Annotated in this window: 20 protein-coding genes; 12 read left to right on the forward strand and 8 right to left on the reverse strand. The window is 43.2% G+C overall.

The annotated features are described in order from the left end of the window. Positions 1-82 precede the first annotated feature (82 nt). Entirely contained in the window at positions 83-1,576 is a 1,494-nt protein-coding gene (locus BA70_RS15890; RefSeq protein WP_034324286.1) for a peptide MFS transporter, read from the reverse strand. A 263-nt stretch (positions 1,577-1,839) separates the two neighbouring features. Between BA70_RS15890 and BA70_RS15895 the strand changes: the two genes are divergently transcribed. The 10 genes from BA70_RS15895 (at position 1,840) to BA70_RS15940 (ending at position 12,796) form a co-directional block, all read left to right on the forward strand. After that, on the forward strand, positions 1,840-3,624 hold the full coding sequence (locus BA70_RS15895) for a right-handed parallel beta-helix repeat-containing protein (RefSeq protein WP_034324289.1): 1,785 nt from the start codon (positions 1,840-1,842) through the stop codon (positions 3,622-3,624). Positions 3,625-3,823: 199 nt separating this feature from the next. Next, positions 3,824-5,149: an LLM class flavin-dependent oxidoreductase gene (locus tag BA70_RS15900; RefSeq protein WP_034324291.1), complete on the forward strand. Its 1,326-nt coding sequence runs from the start codon at positions 3,824-3,826 to the stop codon at positions 5,147-5,149. 17 nt (positions 5,150-5,166) lie between these two features. After that, positions 5,167-5,670, forward strand: coding sequence for a GNAT family N-acetyltransferase (locus BA70_RS15905; protein ID WP_034324294.1), 504 nt, complete (start codon positions 5,167-5,169; stop codon positions 5,668-5,670). Positions 5,671-5,692: 22 nt separating this feature from the next. Next, a complete protein-coding gene (locus BA70_RS15910; protein WP_034324295.1) occupies positions 5,693-6,487 on the forward strand; it encodes an amino acid ABC transporter substrate-binding protein in 795 nt (264 codons plus the stop codon). Between the two features lie 24 nt (positions 6,488-6,511). Then, on the forward strand, positions 6,512-7,186 hold the full coding sequence (locus BA70_RS15915) for an amino acid ABC transporter permease (RefSeq protein WP_034324297.1): 675 nt from the start codon (positions 6,512-6,514) through the stop codon (positions 7,184-7,186). Between the two features lie 12 nt (positions 7,187-7,198). Continuing rightward, entirely contained in the window at positions 7,199-7,945 is a 747-nt protein-coding gene (locus BA70_RS15920) for an amino acid ABC transporter ATP-binding protein (RefSeq protein ID WP_034324299.1), read from the forward strand. A gap of 33 nt (positions 7,946-7,978) precedes the next feature. Then, positions 7,979-9,136, forward strand: a complete 1,158-nt coding sequence (locus BA70_RS15925) for an amidohydrolase (RefSeq protein ID WP_034324301.1) — start codon at positions 7,979-7,981, stop codon at positions 9,134-9,136. Next, a complete protein-coding gene (locus BA70_RS15930) occupies positions 9,127-10,461 on the forward strand; it encodes an MmgE/PrpD family protein (protein WP_034324303.1) in 1,335 nt (444 codons plus the stop codon). The genes BA70_RS15925 and BA70_RS15930 overlap by 10 nt, the downstream gene beginning before the upstream one ends. Positions 10,462-10,671: 210 nt before the next feature. Continuing rightward, complete coding sequence (locus BA70_RS15935; protein ID WP_034324306.1) at positions 10,672-11,364, forward strand: response regulator transcription factor; 693 nt, start codon at positions 10,672-10,674, stop codon at positions 11,362-11,364. Further along, positions 11,354-12,796: a sensor histidine kinase gene (locus tag BA70_RS15940; protein ID WP_034324308.1), complete on the forward strand. Its 1,443-nt coding sequence runs from the start codon at positions 11,354-11,356 to the stop codon at positions 12,794-12,796. The genes BA70_RS15935 and BA70_RS15940 overlap by 11 nt, the downstream gene beginning before the upstream one ends. Positions 12,797-12,816: 20 nt before the next feature. Here BA70_RS15940 and BA70_RS15945 read toward each other — a convergent pair whose 3' ends face one another. The 5 genes from BA70_RS15945 to BA70_RS15965 form a co-directional block, all read right to left on the reverse strand. Continuing rightward, a complete protein-coding gene (locus tag BA70_RS15945) occupies positions 12,817-13,662 on the reverse strand; it encodes a GAF domain-containing protein (protein ID WP_034324311.1) in 846 nt (281 codons plus the stop codon). Between the two features lie 164 nt (positions 13,663-13,826). After that, positions 13,827-15,203, reverse strand: a complete 1,377-nt coding sequence (locus BA70_RS15950) for an aspartate kinase (protein WP_034324313.1) — start codon at positions 15,201-15,203, stop codon at positions 13,827-13,829. Between the two features lie 174 nt (positions 15,204-15,377). After that, positions 15,378-16,811 (reverse strand): MDR family MFS transporter, encoded by a 1,434-nt coding sequence (locus BA70_RS15955; protein WP_034324322.1) that lies wholly within the window; start codon positions 16,809-16,811, stop codon positions 15,378-15,380. Positions 16,812-16,827: 16 nt separating this feature from the next. Further along, positions 16,828-17,694, reverse strand: coding sequence for a TetR/AcrR family transcriptional regulator (locus BA70_RS15960; RefSeq protein WP_223250691.1), 867 nt, complete (start codon positions 17,692-17,694; stop codon positions 16,828-16,830). 139 nt (positions 17,695-17,833) lie between these two features. Further along, complete coding sequence (locus BA70_RS15965) at positions 17,834-18,208, reverse strand: hypothetical protein (RefSeq protein WP_034324327.1); 375 nt, start codon at positions 18,206-18,208, stop codon at positions 17,834-17,836. A gap of 124 nt (positions 18,209-18,332) precedes the next feature. On the opposite strand from BA70_RS15965, the gene BA70_RS15970 reads away from it, so the two are divergent. After that, the gene (locus tag BA70_RS15970) at positions 18,333-18,644 is read left to right on the forward strand and encodes an ArsR/SmtB family transcription factor (protein WP_034324329.1); all 312 of its coding nucleotides are present in this window, start codon (positions 18,333-18,335) and stop codon (positions 18,642-18,644) included. 80 nt (positions 18,645-18,724) lie between these two features. Here BA70_RS15970 and BA70_RS15975 read toward each other — a convergent pair whose 3' ends face one another. Next, positions 18,725-19,276, reverse strand: coding sequence for a DUF4865 family protein (locus BA70_RS15975; RefSeq protein ID WP_034324332.1), 552 nt, complete (start codon positions 19,274-19,276; stop codon positions 18,725-18,727). A 99-nt stretch (positions 19,277-19,375) separates the two neighbouring features. Between BA70_RS15975 and BA70_RS15980 the strand changes: the two genes are divergently transcribed. Continuing rightward, a complete protein-coding gene (locus BA70_RS15980; RefSeq protein ID WP_034324335.1) occupies positions 19,376-20,107 on the forward strand; it encodes a LysR family transcriptional regulator in 732 nt (243 codons plus the stop codon). A 158-nt stretch (positions 20,108-20,265) separates the two neighbouring features. On the opposite strand, the gene gabR is transcribed toward BA70_RS15980, so the two are convergent. Beyond that, positions 20,266-21,690, reverse strand: a complete 1,425-nt coding sequence (gene gabR / locus BA70_RS15985; RefSeq protein WP_034324337.1) for a MocR-like transcriptional regulator GabR — start codon at positions 21,688-21,690, stop codon at positions 20,266-20,268. Between the last annotated feature and the right edge of the window lie 46 nt (positions 21,691-21,736).

Below are 21,736 nucleotides of genomic sequence, written 5' to 3' on the forward strand. Positions count from 1 at the left end.
GTAGACAATAATTAAAAAAATAAATCTTTCGATATTTTCTCTACAGCCTGACTGGACATGAGGACTCATGTCCAGTTTTTTATTAATGAATACCTTTCATCGCTTTCTTAATCACTGGTGTTAAGAGCAACATCACACCGCATAAAACGATGGCAAGCAATCCGATGATACCGAAATAGACGGTTTCTGGCACTTTATCAAACAGTTTGACCACTTGCGCATTGATCGCCTGTGCCATCGCATTTGAAAGGAACCAAAGGCTCATCGTTTGCGCTGAGAAGGCAGCAGGTGCAAGCTTTGTTGTCGCTGACAGCCCAACTGGTGATAAGCAGAGCTCTCCGATCACGACAAGGAAGAAGCTCAGAACGAGCCATAATGGGCTCACAAGTGTATTCGGACCAGACATGTAGGCAGGAATGATCATGATGATAAAGGATAATCCTGCAAACAGAAGGCCAAGTGAGAACTTAATCGGGGTAGACGGCTGTTTTTTCCCTAGTCTAATCCACAACCAAGCAAACACAGGAGACAAGAGCACAATGAAAATTGGGTTCAATGATTGGAACCACGAAGAGGCAAGTGTCATCCCAAGGAAATTCAAGTTTGTTCGTTGATCCGCATATGTGGCTAAAATGTTTGAGCCTTGTTCTTGAATGGCCCAGAACATCACCGCAGCTAGGAACAATGGAATATAAGCAAGTACCCTGGATTGCTCCACTGTGCTCGTCTTTTTACTGAAATACATCACAATAAAGTAAACAATCGGAATGAGGACGCCAAGGACACTGACAAACCAAGTGAATAGGTTAATGGTAAGCGCGCCTGTTTGGATACCAATGACAGCAAAAACAGCGAGCACAATCACGATCAATGTGCCGAAAATTTTGATGTTCTTGCGTTCAGCGGCAGATAGCGGATTGGTGACATAGGTGCCGGCAAGGCCAAGATTCGGCTTTTTCGTGATCACAAACGTAATGAGTCCAACAAGCATACCAACGGCCGCGAGTGAAAAACCAAGATGGAAATTCACTTTTTGACCGAGTGTTCCGACAATTAATGGCGCAATAAAACCACCCATGTTGATTCCCATGTAGAAGATACTAAAACCAGAATCTCTGCGAGGGTCCGTTTTTGTATACAGGTCACCAACAATGTTTGAAACGTTTGGCTTTAGAAGACCTGTCCCAATAATAATCAGCCCCATACTAATAAAGAGCGCTGTTGCTCCGCTTGGCAGAGCCAAAATGACATGACCAAGCATAATGAAGACCCCGCCATAAAAGACCGTACTGGACGAACCGAATACCCGGTCGGCGAGCCATCCACCAATCACTCCTGACATATAGACAAGGGCACCGTAGACAGACATGATCGAATTGGCTGTCGTCTGGTCAAAGCCAAGACCGCCTTTTGTCACCTCTGTGTACATATAATAAATAAGCAGTGCACGCATGCCATAATAAGAAAAACGCTCCCAAAATTCAGTGAAAAACAGTGTATAAAGTCCTTTAGGATGTCCAAAAAACCCTTTTTGAGGCACACTTTTAACAATTTTATCGTGGTCAATTGTAGACATGGCATAGATCCTTTCTTAAAAAAAGAGATATGAGAAAAATGATATTCTTGTATAGTTCTTGTGTCAATATAAAACTATTCTAAAACAGGAAAATGTTAGTTCAATAGGCGTAAAGACTCAAAAATATGAAAGATTCATTCAAATGAAAATTATCGGAAAGTTATTCCGGGAGAATTTATATAAAATTTGAAGTATTGTACAGGCAAACCTTTCCCACAGGCATAGGATGATGAGAGGGCATGTGGGAAAAGGAGGGATTTTGGTTGGGGGAATTAAATGAATCTGATCTGAAAAAAACCGTTGTCAATGTACTAGATTTTGGTGTGATTGCTGATGGGAAAACGGACTGTACAGCCAAGCTCAATGAATGCTTAGAATGGACGAAAGCACAAGGCTACTCCCACGTCTGGCTGCCGAGTGGAACGTATCTAGTAGATGCGGTGTACAGAAGTGGTCCATTTTTTCCTTTCCGTGGTGCAGGCATACGGGTGCCAAGTCATGTATGTATTGAGATGGCATCAGATGCTGTGATTAAAGTGAAACCAAACGATTCGTGGGGATATACAGCCTTTTATATAGGAAAGGTTCAGCATGTGACCATCCGTGGCGGGCGGATTGAAGGGGATCGTCATGAGCATGTGTACACGTCACTCCCCGCTGAAAGAAAAACACATGAGTGGGGCTTTGGCATATGTATTGAAGGCGCCTCCCATGTGAATGTGAATCATGTGCACATAAAGAATTGTACGGGAGATGGCATCATTGTCAGTCCCCACGGTTTATTGACACAGATTGAATCGTACTCGCCGGCTTCGTCTATTCACATTTGTGGCTGCACAATCACGGATTCAAGACGAAACAATATATCGATTACAGGCTGCGATGGGGTCATTGTCGAGGACTGTCTGCTAGAAAGAGCAGGAGTAGACGGGGTTGAGCCGAAAATGGGCATTGATATTGAAGGCTACGGAGAAAATGCGATTAATATGGAGGAACCGCTGAATATTCAGATTCGAAATAACATCGTTAGAGGTGGTGCCGCAAGCTCCATTTATAACTTCAACGGCTATGGTGTGATCATTGAAGGCAATCATACAGATAGCAGTATCTCCTATGGCTTCGCCACCGAAACAATCATTGCAAACAATTTGATCCGTGCAGTGGGAGGAGGTGTAACAAAAGCTGGGATTACGAGCTTAGGTGTCTCGCTTGGCCAAACGGAAAACAATGTGATCATTAGTGGGAATATGATTGAGGGGTTTGAAAAAGGCATCGACGTGAGGGGAGACAGCGTTCACATCACAGGCAATAAGATCAGTCTTTTTGAAGATGTGGCAGTGTCCGTTTACATGGCGAATCGTATTCTAATAGAAGGAAATCATATTGAATCAGGGACGAATACACGACTAAGAAGCACATCCCTGCGTATCTATCAATCGGATAGCGTCGTCTTTTCAAACAATACGGTCTACTCTGTCATCGATGCGGCGATGGTGAGAGGAACGAATATCCTGATTCAGCACAATCAATTCAAAGAATTCAGCAGAGGGATATGGGTGCAGGAGGGAGAAGCTGGGATCAACGGCAATCACTTCATTCAAGAAGGACGACCGCAGCTCGCGTCTTCGTATACCATCAGTGTTACAGGAAATGCAAAGGCTTTCATATGGCAGAATCGCTTTAAGCACTACCAAAACTACGCCGTATACAGCAGCACAACGGGGCCTTTAGAGATTAAAGATAATTCCTTTGAAGAAACATCCTTATATGTGGTGATGTATATTAAACATGGCTCACCACAAATTGGAGATAACCGCTTTTATTTAAATCGTTCGATCGGACAGCCGACGGCGATCTTTATTGATCAAGCCGCTTCGGCACGTGTGCTGCGGAATAATATCATCAATCTATCTCCTCAACAGGCGATTGCTATTCGCACATCGTCATCTACTCATTCTGTTATCGCCCATAACATGCTGGAGCGGAGTCAATTGATGACTCATACGACGGACCGGCTCATCGGAAATATCGAAATCGATACACCGTAATGGCTTGTGAAATCCCTTATTTTGGAGGTTCAGAAGGCGGTTGACAATCATGTAAAAAGGGCATATAGTAATAATTATTTTTCATTTTTCGCAACATTTGCCCTTTTTTTATTGTTAAAACCGATTAATTCAATCAGAAAAATGTATCTTATGAGGACTTCAGTTTGATATAGCAGGATATAGAAAGGATGAAGAACAAGTGTCACAGCCGAAAAGGAAGCTCAAGCTAGGCGTATTCATCGCAGGAACTGGACATCATGTCGCCTCTTGGAGACATCCAAATGCAGTACCAAATGCAGCCATGAATCTTGATTACTTTAAACAATTAGCGAAAAAAGCAGAGGAAGGAAAGCTGGATTTGCTCTTTTTAGCCGACAGCTTATCTATTAATCAAACCTCTCATCCGAACGTATTAACGAGATTTGAACCGCTCACACTGCTTTCGTCCATTGCAGAGTCTACCTCTACAATTGGCTTAGCAGCAACAGCATCCACTACATACAGTGAACCATTCCATATTGCGAGACAGTTTGCCTCACTCGATCATTTATCAGGCGGCAGAGCAGCATGGAATGTTGTCACCTCTTCTATTGAAGAAACAGCGAAAAATTTTAGCGGAGAAGAGCATTTAGCGCATCACAAACGATATGAGCGAGCCGAAGAATTCGTAGAGGTCGTCAAAGGCCTTTGGGATTCTTGGGAAGAGGATGCACTTGTGAGAAACCAAGAAACGGGAGAATTCTTCGAGTCTAGTAAGCTTCATGAGCTGCAGCACAAGGGTGAGTTCTTCTCTGTACGGGGCCCGCTCAACGTATCACGTACGCCGCAAGGGCAGCCGGTGATCATTCAAGCAGGGTCTTCCGAAGATGGTCAAAAGCTTGCAGCTAAAACGGCAGAGCTTATTTTCACTGCACAAAACGATCTCGATAAGGCGAAGGAATTTTATCAAAGCTTGAAAGGGAAAGTAGAGGCTGCTGGACGTGCTAGAGAGGACGTCAGCATCATGCCAGGCATCTTCCCAATCATTGCCGATACAGAAGAAGAAGCAAAAGCGAAGTATGAAGAATTACAAGAGCTGATTGTTCCTGAGATTGGTCTAAGCATTTTGCAAAACTACTTAGGTGGTATTGATCTTTCCAAGTATCCATTAGACGGTCCGCTTCCAGAGATTGATCCAAGCACGTCAAATGCGGTGAAAAGTCGCTTTGATCTTGTGATGAATATGGCAAGAAAGGACAACCTGACCATTCGCCAGCTCTACCAATCTGTCGCCGGCTCTCGCGGTCATAATATTTTCATTGGAACACCGGAGCAGCTAGCAAATGTCATGGAAACGTGGCTCACTGAGGAAGCAGCAGATGGCTTTAACGTCATGCCGCCATTATTGCCAGAAGGACTTGATGTATTCGTAGATCGCGTCGTCCCGATCCTTCAGGAAAGAGGCTTATTTAAAACAGAATACACAGGACAAACCTTACGAGAAAATCTCGGATTAAAGCAGCCAAAAAATCGTTACACGACATAAGGATGAGGTGACTAACATTGGGATACACTTTTCGTCTGGCAACAGAGGCAGATATAGAAGCACTGCTTGAACTGACAACAAGAGCCTATGAGCCAATTCGTGAGCTCGGCATCCAGTTCCAAGCAGCACATGCAGATTTTGCTCTCGTTCAGCAAAATGTACAAAAGAATCTTTGCTATGTCATGGAAGAAAACGGGGAGATTCTATCCACCTTATCACTCCGTATGCCTTGGGGAGAGCAACCAGGACCGTTCGGCGTCCCGCACATCTGGTGGTTTGCCTCAGAACCAGCCGCTAAAAAAGGTACAGGCTCAGCCTTACTTGAATGGGTTGAAACCGAAGTGCTAAGGGATACACTGAAGGTACCGTATGTGTCTCTCGGTACAGCGGATAAGCATCCGTGGCTCATGGCCATGTATGAGCGAAAAGGCTACGTCAGAGCAGGTGAAAAGGATTTAGGCAAGGGGCATATCACGATTTATTTTAAAAAACAATTAAGATCAGATTTGACACAACCATAAGAGGAAAGAAGGGTTTACGAACATGAAAAACAAAAAGTGGCTAGTCGTTCTATTTGCGGCAATGCTTGCGGTTTTAGCAGCTTGCGGCGGCAACAATCAAAGTGAAGGCAAAGATGAAAAAGTGTTAAAAGTAGGCGCTACAGGACAAAGTTATCCTTTTGCTTATAAAGAAAACGGCAAGCTTGTTGGATTCGATGTCGAAGTAACAGAAGCGGTTGCGAAAAAGCTGGGCTACAAATTAGACTGGCAGCTGAGTGAATTCAGCGGACTCATGGGGCAGCTGACATCTGGTAAGCTGGATACAGTGTCAAACCAAGTAGCGATCACAGATGAGCGTAAACAAACGTTTAACTTTACAGATACGTACGCTTACGCAGGAACACAAATCATCGTGAAAAAGGACAACAACGACATCAAAGGTCTTGACGACTTAAAAGGAAAAACAGTGGCGGCGGTTCTTGGCTCAAACCATGCCAAAAACCTAGAGAGCAAAGACCCAGATAAGAAAATCAATATCAAAACATATGAAACGCAAGACGGTGTATTAAATGAAGTGGCAAATGGCCGCGTGGATGCTTACGTCAACGGACGCAGTGTATTGCTGGCTCAGATTGAAAAAACAGGTCTTCCACTGAAAATCGTAGGCAACCCAATTGTGTATGAAGAAGTAGGCTATCCATTTGCCAAAGATGAAAAGCATGACAAGCTAAGAGAAGAATTTAACAAAGCCATCAAAGAATTAAGAGAAGACGGGACACTTAAGAAATTGTCTGAGAAATATTTCAAAGACGATGTCACAGTGCCGATCAAAAAATAAAGACAGCGGCGGTGAACAGCAGACATGAATAAAATTGATTGGCAGTATATGGTGACGGTTTTTCCGACCTTGATTCAATACTTGCCGATAACGATCTTCATGGCGATTGTCTCCATGGTATTTGCCATTATCATTGGTGTGGTATTCGCTCTCATTACAAAAAACCGGATACCTGTCCTATACCAATTTGCCAAGCTGTATATTTCTTTCTTCAGAGCGGTTCCAACCTTGGTTCAGCTCTTTCTCATTTATTTTGGTCTTCCGCAGTTATTCCCTGCGATGACCTCAATGGATGCCTTAACAGCGGTCATTATCGGATTAAGTATTAAAAACTCAGCGTATTTAGCAGAAATTTTCAGAGCTGCACTCAATTCTGTGGATGAAGGGCAGCTTGAGGCCTGCCTATCTGTCGGCATGACAAGATGGCAGTCTTACGTCAGAATTATTTTCCCGCAGGCAATTAGAAATGCGATTCCAGCGACGGGGAATACCTTTATCGGTCTTTTAAAAGAAACATCTCTTGCCTTTACCATTGGGGTGGCAGAAATGTTTGCACAAGGGAAGATGATTGCCTCGGCGAACTATAAATACTTTGAAACCTATTTAGCCGTAGGGATTGTGTACTGGGTGCTGACCATCATTTATAGCTTCCTGCAAGACCTATTTGAACGAAAAATCAGCAAACCTTACCGGAATTAAGGAGGTGTGGACATGATCAAGCTCACCAATTTGAAGAAATCATTCGGCGACCTTGTCGTCTTGGACGGAATCAATCTTGACATACAAAAAGGGCAGGTTGTGGCCATTATCGGACCTTCTGGCTCCGGTAAATCAACCTTGCTGCGCTGCTTAAATTTATTAGAAACGCCAGATGAAGGTACGATTGAAATTGGCGATGCAAAGCTGAATGCATCAAAATATACACGTAAAGAAGCGCATCACCTGCGTCAACAAACGGCCATGGTGTTTCAAAACTATAATCTATTTAAAAACAAAACAGCACTACAAAATATTACAGAATCACTGCTTGTGACGAAAAAAATGACGAAACAGCAGGCAAATGAGATCGGTATGAAGCTGCTGAAGCAGGTAGGGTTAGAACAAAAGGCTGACAGCTACCCGGTCACGTTATCTGGCGGACAGCAGCAGCGAATTGGCATTGCCCGTGCGTTAGCTGTTGATCCACATGCGATTTTACTGGATGAACCGACGTCAGCATTGGATCCAGAGCTCGTCTCAGGCGTGCTTCAGGTCATTAAATCCATTGCGATTCAAGAAACAACTATGATCATCGTCACACATGAAATGGCGTTTGCAAGAGAAGTGGCAGACCATGTGATTTTCATGGCTGATGGTCATATTATTGAACAGGGGACACCAACAGAGCTATTTGATGAAACGAAGAATGAACGTACGAAACGATTTATCCAAAAAGAAGCAGCGGCTGAAGAGGCATAAGCTGCTTTTTACTCTTTAGAGGGGTGAGTGTCAGTGAAATCAATAGGAAATGAAGCTTTAAACAAACGTTTAATTAACATTCGCCGAGCGCTTCATGAACATCCAGAATTGTCATTTGAAGAACATGAAACGACAAAGAAACTGCGCCGCTGGTTAGAAGAGGAAGGGATCACTGTACTTGATGTCCCGGCCCTTCAAACAGGGGTTGTTTGTGAAATTAAAGGAGAACAAGAGGGACCAACGATTGCACTGAGAGCCGACATTGATGCGCTTCCGATTGAAGAAGCATCCGGTGAACCATTTTCTTCAAAGGTACCGGGCAAAATGCATGCATGCGGTCATGATTTCCATACAGCTTCGATCTTTGGTGCGGCCGTTTTATTACAAGAGCGGAAACATGAAATCAAGGGAACGGTCCGCATTTTGTTCCAACCGGCAGAGGAAGTCGCTCAAGGGGCGAAACGCGTCATAGAGGCAGGCGTATTAGATGGGGTTGATGCAATTTTCGGTATGCATAACAAACCTGACCTGCCAGTTGGCACCATCGGCATAAGAGAAAAAGCATTAATGGCAAGTGTTGATCGATTTGAAATCGATATTAAAGGAACAGGCGGTCATGCAGGGATTCCGAATCACACAGTGGATCCGATTGCCATCAGCGGGCAGATCACGAGCGCCCTCCAGCACATTGTCAGCCGCCGCATTAGCTCATTGCATCATGCGGTTGTCAGCATCACACGTATTCAAGGCGGGACGTCATGGAATGTGATTCCTGACCGTGTCGAGATGGAAGGAACCGTTCGGACATTTGAGCCAGAAGTGAGAGCGATGATTCCAAATCTCATGAAACAAATCGTGAGCGGGATTGCAGAAGGGTTTGGCGCAAAGGCAGAAGTGAGATGGCATCCCTATTTGCCTTCTGTGATGAATGACGAGCGCCTGACAAAGGTTGTAGAAGAAACGGCTGGTGCGCTTGATCTCACAGTAGCGCAAGCAGAGCAGTCACCAGGCGGAGAAGACTTTGCCCTTTATCAAGAGCGCATTCCAGGCTTTTTTGTATGGATGGGGACAAGCGGCACCGAGGAATGGCATCATCCTGCCTTTACGTTAAATGAAGACGCACTTCCAGTCGCTGCTGCTTTCTTTGCCGAGCTTGCCATTCGGGCTCTGGAGTCACCATCATGGAACTAACGAAACAGCTGGCAGAGGCTGTTCTTTCAGCTGATCCGCTGCAGGATGAGCGGGCCATACAAATGGCCAAAAACGGTCTATTAGACGTTGCGGCAGCAGCGCTTGCTGCTAAAGAGGATGAAGGGATTCAGAAGCTGATGCAGCTTGTTGAACAAGAAGGCGGGGCCGCACAGATTCCCGTCATCGGACAAGGGAAGAAGGTCAGCCGTCAATCCGCAGCGATGTTAAATGGCTATCTCATCCATGCCCTTGATTATGATGATGTGCATTCAGATGTGAGAGGACATCCGAGTGCGGTCATCGTGCCGGCATTGCTTTCACAGCTGACAGAATGCAAAGGATACGGTGAACGATTTTTAGCCGCCTACATAACAGGTGTCGAAGTGATGGCAAGGCTTGGTGAATCCATCGGCAAGGCGCATTATGAGAGGGGCTGGCATAATACGGGGACTCTTGGGGCCATTGCGGCAGTATGTGCCATTGGCTATTTGAAACAGGTCACACGAGAAGAGCTGACGAAAGCGATCGGCTTTGCCGGAGCGCAATCAGCCGGAATGCGAAAGCAGTTTGGCTCTGATATGAAACCATTACAAGCTGGCTTAGCCGCAAAAACAGCCGTGTGGTCCATGGACTTAGCTTGTTCAGGTTTTGGCGGGAGTGAATCGGTTCTAGATGGAGAGCTTGGTTTCTTTTCACTCTATGGAGATCAGGAGCTGGCGGAAAAAAGGTTGCTAGAAGGCTATGGTTCTATATGGCGCATTGTCTCGCCAGGGTTATGGTTCAAAGTATATCCGTTCTGCTCAGCAGCGCACCATGCAGCAGATGCGATTGAATTTTTGGTGAAAGAACGGCCTTCCTTACGGGATCAGATTGAACAGGTCGATGTCATTTTCCCGCCTGGTGGAGATGCGGCGCTCACTGAGCGGACGCCTTTGACTGGAGAAGAAGGACGATTCAGTGTCGAATACGTCATCGCACTTGCGGTGTTTGGACATACTTTATCACTGGATGCCTTTACGAAAAAAACCATTTCACCAGAGATGCGGACATGGATGAAGCGAGTTAGCAGAGGATATGATCAAACGATAGAACCACATCCGGACGCTGTCCCAAAAGGACGCTTTACGATTTTAAAGCTCACCTTAACTGACGGCACCACCATCAGCAGGCGGGTCGATATTCCGCGGGGAGCACCCGGACACGCATTATCGAAAGAAGACATCATGCAAAAGTTAAGCAGTGTCATAGACGCTTCACATGCACAGCAGATCCTACAAGCAATTGAAGCGGCAAACGACTCTTCTTATCTGCAGCTGCTGGCTTAGTAAGGAAAAGGCTCATCAATCGAGATGAGCCTTTTTATCTAACAAAAACCAATGTGATTTACCTCAACATCCAAATCCATCAAAAAGTATGAATAAAAGATGACCAAACCATGATAAGTTCATGAAATCGTTTGAATCCAATTGAGATTTGAGAAGGAACATGTAAAATAAAGCTACATAAAGAAAAACAAGCAACAGCGGAGGCTGATGATGAAAATATTAATGATTGAAGACAATCAAAGCGTTTGTACAATGACAGACATGTTTTTTCAAAGAGAGGGGTTTCAAACGGAATTCGTTCATGATGGACTAGAAGGACTGAATCGGTTTCAGCAAGAGGAGGATTGGGATTTGCTCATCTTAGATGTCATGCTTCCTTCGATGGATGGTTTGACCATTTGTCAAAAGGTGCGCAAGATCAGTGATGTTCCGATTATTATGCTGACGGCAAAGGAAACGGAGTCTGATCAGGTGCTTGGTTTTGATCTTGGGGCAGATGATTATGTGACAAAACCCTTTAGTCCTCTGACCTTGATGGCAAGAATCAAAGCAGTGAAACGACGCTTTGCTCATACATCCACTGTAGAAAAGGTGAAAGAGGACGAGCGGCTGGAGACAGCGCATTTTCAATTAGATAAGAAAACGAGAGAAGTCTTTTTGGATGGAGAGCGGATTGAAAACTTAACGCCAAAGGAATATGATCTGCTGTGCTTTTTTATTCAGCATCCTCGGCAAGTGTTTTCGCGCGAGCAATTACTGGAACAGATTTGGGGATATCAATTTTATGGAGATGAACGGACGGTTGATGTTCATATTAAACGGCTTCGCCAAAAAATTGGGGACGGGCCTAAGCCCTTTTTATATACAGTATGGGGCGTAGGGTATAAGTTCGATGAAGATTAAATATTTTTATCAGCTGCTGATTAGCCACCTTGGGTTATTGCTTATCGCCATCATGATTATCAGCACCCTCTTATCTCATTTTGTGAAAGATATTGCCTATCAAAACAGGGTCGATGAAATGAGCTCCTATGGCAATGAAATTTTGCAGAATTTTAAACAGCTGCCTAAAACCGAGATGATCTTCCGTCTGCGCCCATTTGAAGATATTCTCTCGACAAGACAAATTCGCTTTTTCGTGTTTGATGAGAAAGGGGATGTTCTGTCTCAGCAGCAAGGGATGCCTCCGCATGAAGCTTTGCTGACAAAGGATTTATGGGTCAAGCTCTCAAAAGGAGAGCAAATCATTGTAAAGCGGAGTGATTCACGCCGCCTCGATCAAGAGGCATCACTTGTGGCGCTCCCTGTCATGGAGGATGGGAAGCTGAAGGGCGGAGTCGTCCTCATTGCCCCAATTCAAGGGGCTGAACAGCTCGTCGCCCAGATGAATCGCTATCTATATATCATCGTATTTGTGGCGCTGACGATCACCTTTATTCTGAGCCTTTTCCTTTCTAAGTTTCATGTGAACAGAATCAAAAAGCTGAGAGAGGCAACAGAGAAGATTGCGCAAGGCGATTACAACATCAATCTTGAAAACAAACACCTTGATGAAATCGGCACTCTTAGTGAGGATTTTAATATGATGGCCAAACGTCTCCAACGATCAAGAGAGGAAATTGACCGGCTTGAAAAGCGCAGACGCCAATTTATCGCCGATGTGTCTCACGAATTAAAAACGCCGCTGACCACCATTCGAGGATTGGTAGAATGGCTGAATACATCGGATGTACCCGCAGAAGAGAAAGAGAAATGCTATGCCTTAATTACAGACGAGACAAAACGAATGCTGCGCCTCGTCAATGAGAATATGGATTATGAGAAAATTAGATCGAATCAAATTACCCTTCAAAAATTTCACTATCCACTCATTGATACGTTTGAAGTGATCAAGGAGCAGCTGAGCCGAATCGCTGAAGAGAAACACAATCAGCTGATCGTGGACGTTGATCCCGAACAAAAGGTATATGCAGATTATGACAGGCTCATTCAAATCCTTGTCAATATCACAAAGAACGCCATTCAATTCACAGAAGGCGGCCATATTTCCTTAAGAGGGAAACAAGAGAATCAAGAGACGATCATTGAAGTTGAAGACACGGGTATTGGTATTGCGGCAGACGAAGTCAAACACATATGGGAACGTTTTTATAAAGCGGATATCTCCAGAACGAATACACCGTATGGAGAATACGGACTTGGTTTGTCCATCGTGAAGCAGCTTGTGGACTTGCACGAAGGGTTTATTGATATGAAAAGTGAAAAAAACAAAGGAACGACATTTACCATTCGATTGCCGTTTCCAGAAGAAAGGGCTAAAACAAAACCGTTTTAGCCCTTTTGACGGATGATCACTTATTCATTTTTGGTAAACGTTAAGCCGATATGAGCTAGCGCTTGCGGTAAATCTTTACGAATGGTGATGTCTTTAAATGAAATATTCGACTGAATCGCACTTAAAGCAAGGTCTTGCTTAATACCTGTTAATACAGCCGAAATCCCTAAAAGTCTAAGCGTTTGCGCATAGCTGACCAAATATTGAATGCTTTGTTCATTCAGGCGTTTAGTTCCCGATACATCAATGACCAGATGAGAGAGCGACAGCCTGTAGCTTTCCTGTAAAATGGTTTCTAAAATATGCTGAGCACGTGTCTCTTCGATATCACCAAGAAGAGGGAGCACGGCAACACCGTCAACAACTGGTACGATCGGTACAGATAATTGCTGAATCTGCCGGTTGGCACGGTCTAGTTCAAGGACGTAACTCAATAAAGAAGCCATCGTTTCAAACATATACACATGCTCTTCTGTAAACTGCTGCGGCCTTAGATCAAGTCCGCAAATCGTCCCGTAGTTCGTACCATCTGTAAAATCAATGGGAACCCCAATGAACGAGCCGCCTTGAAGACGTTTCGTGACCTCTAAGTATTTAGAACGGTCATCCAATGAAATATCAGGGATCACAAGTGTATTTTGATGATCAACCGCCAGCTTGCAAAATGTCTTTTCGTAAGGAAGTTCTTCCCCTTCTTCAAGAAGCTGCTCGTCATGATTTAGCACCTTTACAATATGGTTGGTGTTTTGATCGTTTTTAGCAATAAACAGTGTATTCACATCAATGAATTGACTCATCATGTTTAAAATACTTGTAGAAGCATCATGAAAATTGCGAAACTGTTTTAATAGTTGTTGACGAGGCATTGTTTTAGGACTCCTTGTAGCTCCGATCATAGGCCGGAACGATAGTTGATTTGTCTCTATCATACAAAATCAAACGAGAAATAGATATACTTTAATGCGCAAATCAGCTTGAATCGCGCGAGATCAAAAAAGACTGCCGATCCCGGGATCTGGCAGTCTGCTTATTAAAGGGAAACAGGTACAGTAGACATAGAGAAAAATTCCTCATACAAGGCCTGAACGGCTTCTTTTTCTTGAGCCGCTTTGACGCCAAACATCATGCTGACCTCTGAAGAGCCCTGATTGATCATTTCAATATTGACCTTGGCTTTTGACAGCGCCTTGGCTGCTCTTGCTGTCGTACCAACATTATGACGCATCGCTTCTCCTACGACCATAATGAGCGATAGATTCCGCTCTAAAACGACCTCATCTGCATCAAGCACCAGTTTCAAGCGGTCTAACAGCTCTTGTTCAATATGCTGCTCCTCAAGCTGATCCTGCCTTAAAATAATGTTCATATCATCAATGCCTGAAGGAACATGCTCATAAGTAAGTTCATATTCCTCTAATGTTTGCAGTACCTTACGTCCAAAGCCGACTTCTCGGTTCATCAAATATTTACTAATATAAATGCTACAAAATCCATTGTCTGAGGCGATGCCAACAACAGGTCCATTCATATGATCTCGTTGACTCACGATTTTTGTACCCTTGGCTGCTGGGTTATTGGTGTTTTTAATCTGAACGGGAATGCCTGCCCGGAAAGCTGGAATGAGCGCTTCATCATGAAACACAGAAAAACCAGCATAGGACAGTTCGCGCATTTCCCGATACGTCAGCTCAGTGATCTCTTTTGGCTCGTGAACGATTGTTGGATTGACGGCGTAGACAGCATCCACATCTGTAAAGTTTTCATACACATCTGCCTTCAGCCCGTTTGCCAAAATGGAACCGGTAATATCTGATCCGCTTCGAGAAAAGGTGACGATATCACCCGTTAGACTGAATCCAAAAAAACCAGGGAATACAATGATGCCAGAGCGTTCTCTTAATTTGTACAAATAATCATATGATTCCGGGAGGACTTGCGCATGGCCGGGCTCGTCGCTCACAAATAAACCAGCTTCCTTTGGATTCACATAGTGGGCTTCGACACCTTGATGGCGGAAATAGGCGGCAATCAGCTTCGCGTTATTATCTTCACCACTTGCTTTGATAGCATCAAGATAACGCTCAGGATGAGACGAATCAGCCTGTAACAATGCGTCTAGATCGTTCCAGATGGTGTCAATAATGTCATGACCTAAGCCTAGTTCATTTGCAATCGAGGCATACCGCTCGATGACAGCTTCCTGTAAATCTCTTGCTTCACCTAAACGTAAATGTTGTTCACCACAGCTAATTAATAGATCGGTGACCTTCGTATCCGTTGAATGCCGTTTTCCTGGTGCGGAAACAACGACTGCTTTTCGAGCTGGATCTGCTGTTACAATGTCAAATACCTTTTGCAGCTGCTTGCCAGATGCAAGAGAACTGCCACCAAATTTAACGACCTTCAATGCATACATCTCCTATAGTAAAAATTTTCTCACAAATTGAATAGTTCCTATTATCAACTCTTTTCTTTAAATTATCAAGGTTTTTCTTCACTAGAAAAACAAATGTGTTTTCTGTGAGGACGGTATAGAGGGATCATATGAAAAAAGAGCCGGCAATATGCCGAGCTCTTTTTCTTATGAAGAAGATGAGGAGGAAGATAGCTCCTGTTTCATCACTTTGTTCTCGCGTTTTTCCTTTAAGAAAAAGGTTAGGACGAGTCCAACGACCGCAATGAGACCAGAAACGATAAATGACGTATTCATGCCATGAACGGCTGATTTCAATGGATGAGCTATTTCTGCATTTGCAGCAGAGCTGCTCATAATGGAGACAAGTACAGCCGTCCCAATAGAGCCACCCATTTGTCTCATCGTGTTATTCATCGCTGTCCCATGCGGGATAAGCTGCGGTGGTAAAGAGTTAATACCTGCTGTTGTCAGCGGCATCAAGATCATCCCAACCCCGATTAAGCGAAACGTGTAGGCCACCGTAATGAGAGCAATCGAGGAATCAAGGCTTAGCATCATAAATGGCAGAGAGGTGACGGCTAATATCGTAAACCCGCCTATTGCAAGCCCTCTTCCGCCGACTTTATCAAAAATCCGTCCGATAATTGGTGACAAGAATCCCATAAAGAGAGCACCCGGCAATAAGATGAGTCCTGTATCAAGTGCAGACAACCCTCTGACATTCTGCGTATAGAGCGGCAGAATGGTCTCAGTTCCAATCAGTAAAGCAAAGACGAGCATGCCGAGGAAGGTTGTTAAGCTAAAGACCGCAAACTTAAATACACCAAACTCCAGCATCGGTCTTTCCAAATTCGACTGACGCAGGATAAAGAAGAACAAGCTCACGGCGCCCACAATTAGCGAAATGAGGACAGTCGCATTCGTCCATCCATATGATCCGACACTAGAAAACCCGTACAGTAAACCGCCGAAACCGAAGGACGATAGGATGACGGATAAGACATCAATACGTGTATCTCTTTGCTGCGTGACATTTTTCATTAAGAAATAAGCAAGAATGAGATCAATGATACCGATTGGCAGAACAATATAGAACAAGAATTTCCAGCTAAAGGAATCGACAATCCAGCCGCCAAGTGCTGGCCCAAGCGCTGGTGCGAACGAAATGACAAGACCAACCATTCCCATGGCCTGCCCGCGTTTTTCTTTCGGGAAAATGGTCAAAAAGATGGTTTGCATCAGCGGCAGTAAAATCCCTGCGCCGGCTGCCTGCACAATTCGTGCTGCAAGTAACACTGGGAAATTCGTTGCAAACGCAGCAAGAATCGTACCTGCTGTAAAAATGCTAAGAGCCGTTAAAACTAAGGCACGGCTCGAAAATTTCTCTATTAAAAAGGCAGTAATCGGGATGAGAATCCCGTTTGTCAGCATAAAGGCTGTAGTCAGCCATTGCCCTTTGCTGACATCAATATTGAATTCCTCCATGATGTGTGGGATCGCTGGAATGAGCAGCGTTTGGTTTAAAATCGCTACGAATGCTCCGACGAGAAAAATCCCAACAATCACAGGTCGATTATACGATGTTGTTGATTGGTTCATGTTATCCCTTCTTTATCTATAAAATGATGCTTTTCAGCTGTGACACGTTTTGTGATAAAACGCTGTTTTTGCCTAAATAATCGAGTAGAGAGCTGATTAAAAAGGTTCTCGGTTGGTCCTTTGATAATTCTTCACTTAGCAGTTCAAACGCAGAGAGGAGATCGTCCTTTTCTTCTCCGTTTGACAGTGTGTGAAGCTCTTGTTTGATCTTCGTTAAGTACGAGATGACAAGCTTTTCTTCATCGTATTCGTCCTGTGTGGAAAGCAAATAAGAGTCCATCAGTTGATCTGTTAGCACAGGCTCAATAGAGCAAGGCTTTTTCGACACACGGTCCATCACGCCGATAATCATTTCGGCGGCATTTTCTAATTGGATGTTCTTGCGCTCAATCGCCAGCATTAAGATGAATTCTCTCATTAATCCGTTGAGAACAATCACAAGATCCCAGACGTAAGGCGCAACAGATTCACCATATGTGCTTAAAATAATGTCTCTGTGCCGTTGCATGATAATGGAGCGTGTCTCGCGTAAATGCTTAATCACAATGGGCGAATGCTGTGAAAAAGCTTCAAAGGACAGCATATTCAAAAATTTATGATTCTCTTTAAACTCCTCAAGCTCAAGCTTGATCTTCTTTGTGAATTTTTCCTTTTTGGACAGCGTCGTTTCTGAATGAATGATCTGAGAAATCTCTCTCATTTTGCACTGATTGTATTTAATCAGTTCTAATAGAAGAGCTTCCTTTGAATCAAACAGTTTATAAATAGACGCTTTTGATATTTTACAGGCATCGGCAATTGACTGCATGGAGACACTCATATAGCCTTTTTGAGAAAATAATTTCTTTGAAACCCGCAAAATCTCTTCTTGCTTTTCGTTCATCTTCATAAGTCCTTTCCGAATCGGCAAAACCATATGGTCACAATGGAAACCGAGTGGTCACTTTTGACATGATAACAAAACAAATGGCTTATTTCAAGAAAACGCACTTAAAAAGATACCTATCTGTATGATAGGTATCTTATCCTTTCGCATGTGCGGCATATATGTTCATCTGTCCGTTATGTTCGACGATCAAAAGGTCTTCTCGCCCCTTTACAGAGTAAATAGCGGACCCTTTTTTCAACTGAGATGCTGTGCCATGTTGAAAATGTTTGGTAGAAGTTTTCGTGATGATCCCTACTTGCTGTTGTTTTGTGACGGTCAGATCGTTGGTCCAGTCTAAGTTTGTTTGATAGACAGTTCCTTTACATTGAAATAAATCTGCATGTTTATCGAGAGCTAATAGCTCCTCTGCACTTGGTGGTTTTGACGAGGAATACTGGACAGACTGGCAGGCGCATAAGGAAATAGTGAGTAACATTATCAATCGATTAATCCATATTTTACGTGTCAAAATGGTTTCCTTCCCTTTAAGACAGCTTCTCATTACAGTCATTGACGTTTGTGAAGTCATATCGTTACTTTTCTAGACAATTCATGAGATTGTATGTTGTAAAGAAATACGGTACATTTATCGTATGAATACTCCAATCCATCCAAACCAAGAAGACATGAGACTGATTTCTGTTTTGCACGCATTGGCCGACCCAATCCGGTTAGAAATTGTCCGCTGCTTAGCAGAGGCGGGGGAGAGGACATGCGGCACGTATGAGATGAACATTGCAAAATCCACGCTCTCCCATCACTTTAAAGTGCTGAGAGAGGCAGGCGTCGTGAAAGTCAGAATTGACGGAAAGCACCGTTACTATTCTCTAAGAAAAGGTGATCTCGAGACCGCTTTTCCTGGACTTGTGTCATCGATTTTAGCTGTAGATAAAGAGCGGTGGTAAGCGAGCCTTGCATGAGCTCACATAGCACACATCCCCAAGGTCCAATGCTCTGGGGATGTGTGCGCTTCTTTCAAACCGAATTAGAGACAAGAATGGTCTAAAGACAAATGTGCGATTTCATAAATGCGGATGTGATTTTCTATATGTTCTGGTACTGAATGAAGAAAAGTATATTTCACAAACTTCCATTTATCGGGGTTATATATGATCACTTCTCCTTTATTTCCTTTAACATGTGAAAAGCAATGATTGATCTCTAATTTTTCAAGGCAATCAGTAGGGTGAATGTTTACATACTCTTCAAGAACGTATTTACTACGTTCAAAGTCATTGGTTAAATGAACTGAATACGTGATGGCAATACGTATTTGCTTCCAACCAAAAGAACGCAATACTTGATCAAAGGACCCTTTAAATATAAAGTCTGTCATGTCCTCCGATTGTGTCCAAATATATAATGGGCAATAGCTATTGTTCAAACTCCTATATTTGTTTTTTTCAGTGATCAAATAAGCCTTAAAAAGTAACCCCTTCAATCCATCCGTTTTCCATCCATTGTCCAGCACTCTTCTTCTAATGATATCCATATCATAATCCGCAGGCAGATCAACATGATACTGCATGGCATGCATAGGAACACTCCCTTTCAAAAGCAATCATAATGGATTTCAAAACAGTTGAATAATACATATTTGTGTTATTGTTATCACTAAAAGTGATAGGTGATTTTGATGAATATAAATGATTTGGTGATTTTTATAGAGGTATATCAAAAAGGGTCTATTAATCAAGCTGCGAAATCTTTAGGATATGCTCAATCCAATATATCTCAAAGAATAAAATGGCTTGAAACCTCATATGATTCAACATTTTTTATCAGACATCACAATAGGATCAGTTCAACAGGGCAGGGTGATTTATTTTATCAATACGCTCAAACGATCATAAAAGAAACAAAGCTGATTCAACAAAAGTTGACTCCAAGAAAAAAGAAAGTGCTATGCTCTGAAATTCTATTTAATGTTTTATACGAGCAAAAAGTGTTGGAAGATATTCAATTCACAGATTTTAGCATTGCGTCAACAAGTCATATCAACACAGAGTTGGAAAAGGATGTTTATGATCAAATTATTTCTTTTAACCAACTTGAAACAGCAGGATATCAGTTGAGAGAAGCAAAGGATTTGGCATTCAACTTATTTGGAAAATCAAAAAACATACACGATGATCATGTCCCATTGGTCGTGAATCGTGATCGGCTTTGTCCTTTAAGAAATGAGGCCATGCGTGTGTTGGGTCATCAAAATGTATTTGAGCTAGATTCGTTTGAAGGAATGGTTAATATCGTTGAACAGGGAGATGGTATTGCTTTACTACCAATCAACTTAAAAGGTCATAAAAATCTTGTGAAGATGCTAGAAGAAGATATTCACATCGGCTATTACATTTATGAAAGAATGTGAAAGCATTCTCTCATTCTTCTCAATAGTACTTCAGGTCTCTCCTTGATGAGGAAACGAATGTTGATTTAGTTCCATATGTTTTTCAAGCCATCATTCATCGGAACACCCCTCCATGGGTACTTGAAGAGGAGTGTCACGATTTATTTAAAGTACCTGTTTTATCTCCCATAAATCGACTCGTGCAGCCGTTTCACTGCTGGCTGAATATCCTCTGGCCGCATGTGCGAGAAGCCGAGGACGAGTGGAACAAAGCCTTCCTGATGCCCCGGCAATTGCTCATCAAGTGTAAAGCGATCCATCCCGTACATTTTCAGCTTTCTTTCTTTGGCTCGCTGTAAAATCTCATGCTGCGTTCGATCTGAGCGGAACTCTGCGATAAAATGAAGCCCTGCATTTTCCCCAATAATCCGCACATTGTCAGCAAAGACGATTTCGAGCTCTCCAATGAGCTGCTTCCGCTTTTCCTCATATAAACCATTCATTCTTTTAATATGCCGCTGATACGCCCCGTCTTTAATAAAGTGAAGAAGGGTGTATTGGGTAAAAAGATTAGTCGTTTGAATGAAGAAATGCTGTTCTTCTTTATAGTGCCTTAATAAATGCTGAGGCAGTACCATATAGCTAAGCCGCAACCCAGGAAGCAATGATTTCGAAAAGGTCCCCATATAAATGACTTTGTCATATCGATCAAGGCTTTGCAGGGCTGGTATGCTGTCTGTTCCATACTTAAATTCACTGTCATAATCATCCTCAATGATATAGCGGCCTGGCTGATCAGCTGCCCAGTTTAACAGCTGAATCCGCCGGGAAATCGGCATGATCACCCCTGTTGGGAACTGATGTGAGGGGGTAATGATCAAGACATTTGGCTGTTTCTTGTGAATGTCGCTCAATCGCACTCCTTTTTGATCAATGCCAATCGTTTCAATTCGGTGATGATTGTTTTTTAACATTTGATAGAGCCTGCGGTAGCCAGGGTTTTCTAACCCGTATACTTGATCAGCCGGAAGAATGCTCGATAACGAATGAATGAGTGACTGTGTGCCTGCGCTTAAAATGAGCTGCTCTGGATAACATTTGACTCCTCGTGCAAGTCCGATCAACCGGGCAATCGTTTCCCGCAGCTCATAAACGCCTTGTGGATGCGGAAGCTCACCAAAGGCTTCTTGGTGCAGAGTGATCGCCTTTTGCTCACTTTTCAGCCAGCTTTTAAAAGGAAAGTTTGTCGTATCAACGGAGATGTGTGAAAAAGAGTACCAGTCGTCTCGTGCAATGGGCTTTTCCTTTAAATCTGCTGGAAGAGACGATGGCTTCAGCTGACCCGACTCATGAAACGTTTCAAGTGATTCCACAAAAAAACCTTTGCGTTCAACCGAATATAAATATCCCTCGGCAAGCAGCTGCTGATAGGCGCCATTCACTGAATTGACGCTGACATTTAATGTATCGGCTAACTCTCGTTTAGAGGGTAATTGATCGTGCGGCTGAAGGTTTCGATTTAAAATTTCACCTTTAATTTTCGTATAAATTTGATGATAAATATATCCGTTTGCCCCTGTTTGATCTAGTTGAATTGTCAGCATCTCTTCATTCCTTCCTCTCTGGTACCATGAAAAAAATGATATTGGT

Source organism: Bacillus zhangzhouensis, from assembly GCF_000715205.1.
Classification (GTDB): domain Bacteria; phylum Bacillota; class Bacilli; order Bacillales; family Bacillaceae; genus Bacillus; species Bacillus zhangzhouensis.

What these genes read in the sequence shown, in the direction of transcription:
- gabR (WP_034324337.1), bottom strand. Translation starts at nt 21,690, where the DNA reads ATGCTGACAATTCAACTAGATCAAACAGGGGCAAACGGATATATTTAT.
- BA70_RS15940 (WP_034324308.1), top strand. Translation starts at nt 11,354, where the DNA reads ATGAAGATTAAATATTTTTATCAGCTGCTGATTAGCCACCTTGGGTTA.
- BA70_RS15920 (WP_034324299.1), top strand. Translation starts at nt 7,199, where the DNA reads ATGATCAAGCTCACCAATTTGAAGAAATCATTCGGCGACCTTGTCGTC.
- BA70_RS15980 (WP_034324335.1), top strand. Translation starts at nt 19,376, where the DNA reads ATGAATATAAATGATTTGGTGATTTTTATAGAGGTATATCAAAAAGGG.
- BA70_RS15955 (WP_034324322.1), bottom strand. Translation starts at nt 16,811, where the DNA reads ATGAACCAATCAACAACATCGTATAATCGACCTGTGATTGTTGGGATT.
- BA70_RS15890 (WP_034324286.1), bottom strand. Translation starts at nt 1,576, where the DNA reads ATGTCTACAATTGACCACGATAAAATTGTTAAAAGTGTGCCTCAAAAA.
- BA70_RS15970 (WP_034324329.1), top strand. Translation starts at nt 18,333, where the DNA reads ATGAATACTCCAATCCATCCAAACCAAGAAGACATGAGACTGATTTCT.
- BA70_RS15910 (WP_034324295.1), top strand. Translation starts at nt 5,693, where the DNA reads ATGAAAAACAAAAAGTGGCTAGTCGTTCTATTTGCGGCAATGCTTGCG.
- BA70_RS15935 (WP_034324306.1), top strand. Translation starts at nt 10,672, where the DNA reads ATGAAAATATTAATGATTGAAGACAATCAAAGCGTTTGTACAATGACA.
- BA70_RS15945 (WP_034324311.1), bottom strand. Translation starts at nt 13,662, where the DNA reads ATGCCTCGTCAACAACTATTAAAACAGTTTCGCAATTTTCATGATGCT.
- BA70_RS15960 (WP_223250691.1), bottom strand. Translation starts at nt 17,694, where the DNA reads ATGAACGAAAAGCAAGAAGAGATTTTGCGGGTTTCAAAGAAATTATTT.
- BA70_RS15915 (WP_034324297.1), top strand. Translation starts at nt 6,512, where the DNA reads ATGAATAAAATTGATTGGCAGTATATGGTGACGGTTTTTCCGACCTTG.
- BA70_RS15975 (WP_034324332.1), bottom strand. Translation starts at nt 19,276, where the DNA reads ATGCATGCCATGCAGTATCATGTTGATCTGCCTGCGGATTATGATATG.
- BA70_RS15930 (WP_034324303.1), top strand. Translation starts at nt 9,127, where the DNA reads ATGGAACTAACGAAACAGCTGGCAGAGGCTGTTCTTTCAGCTGATCCG.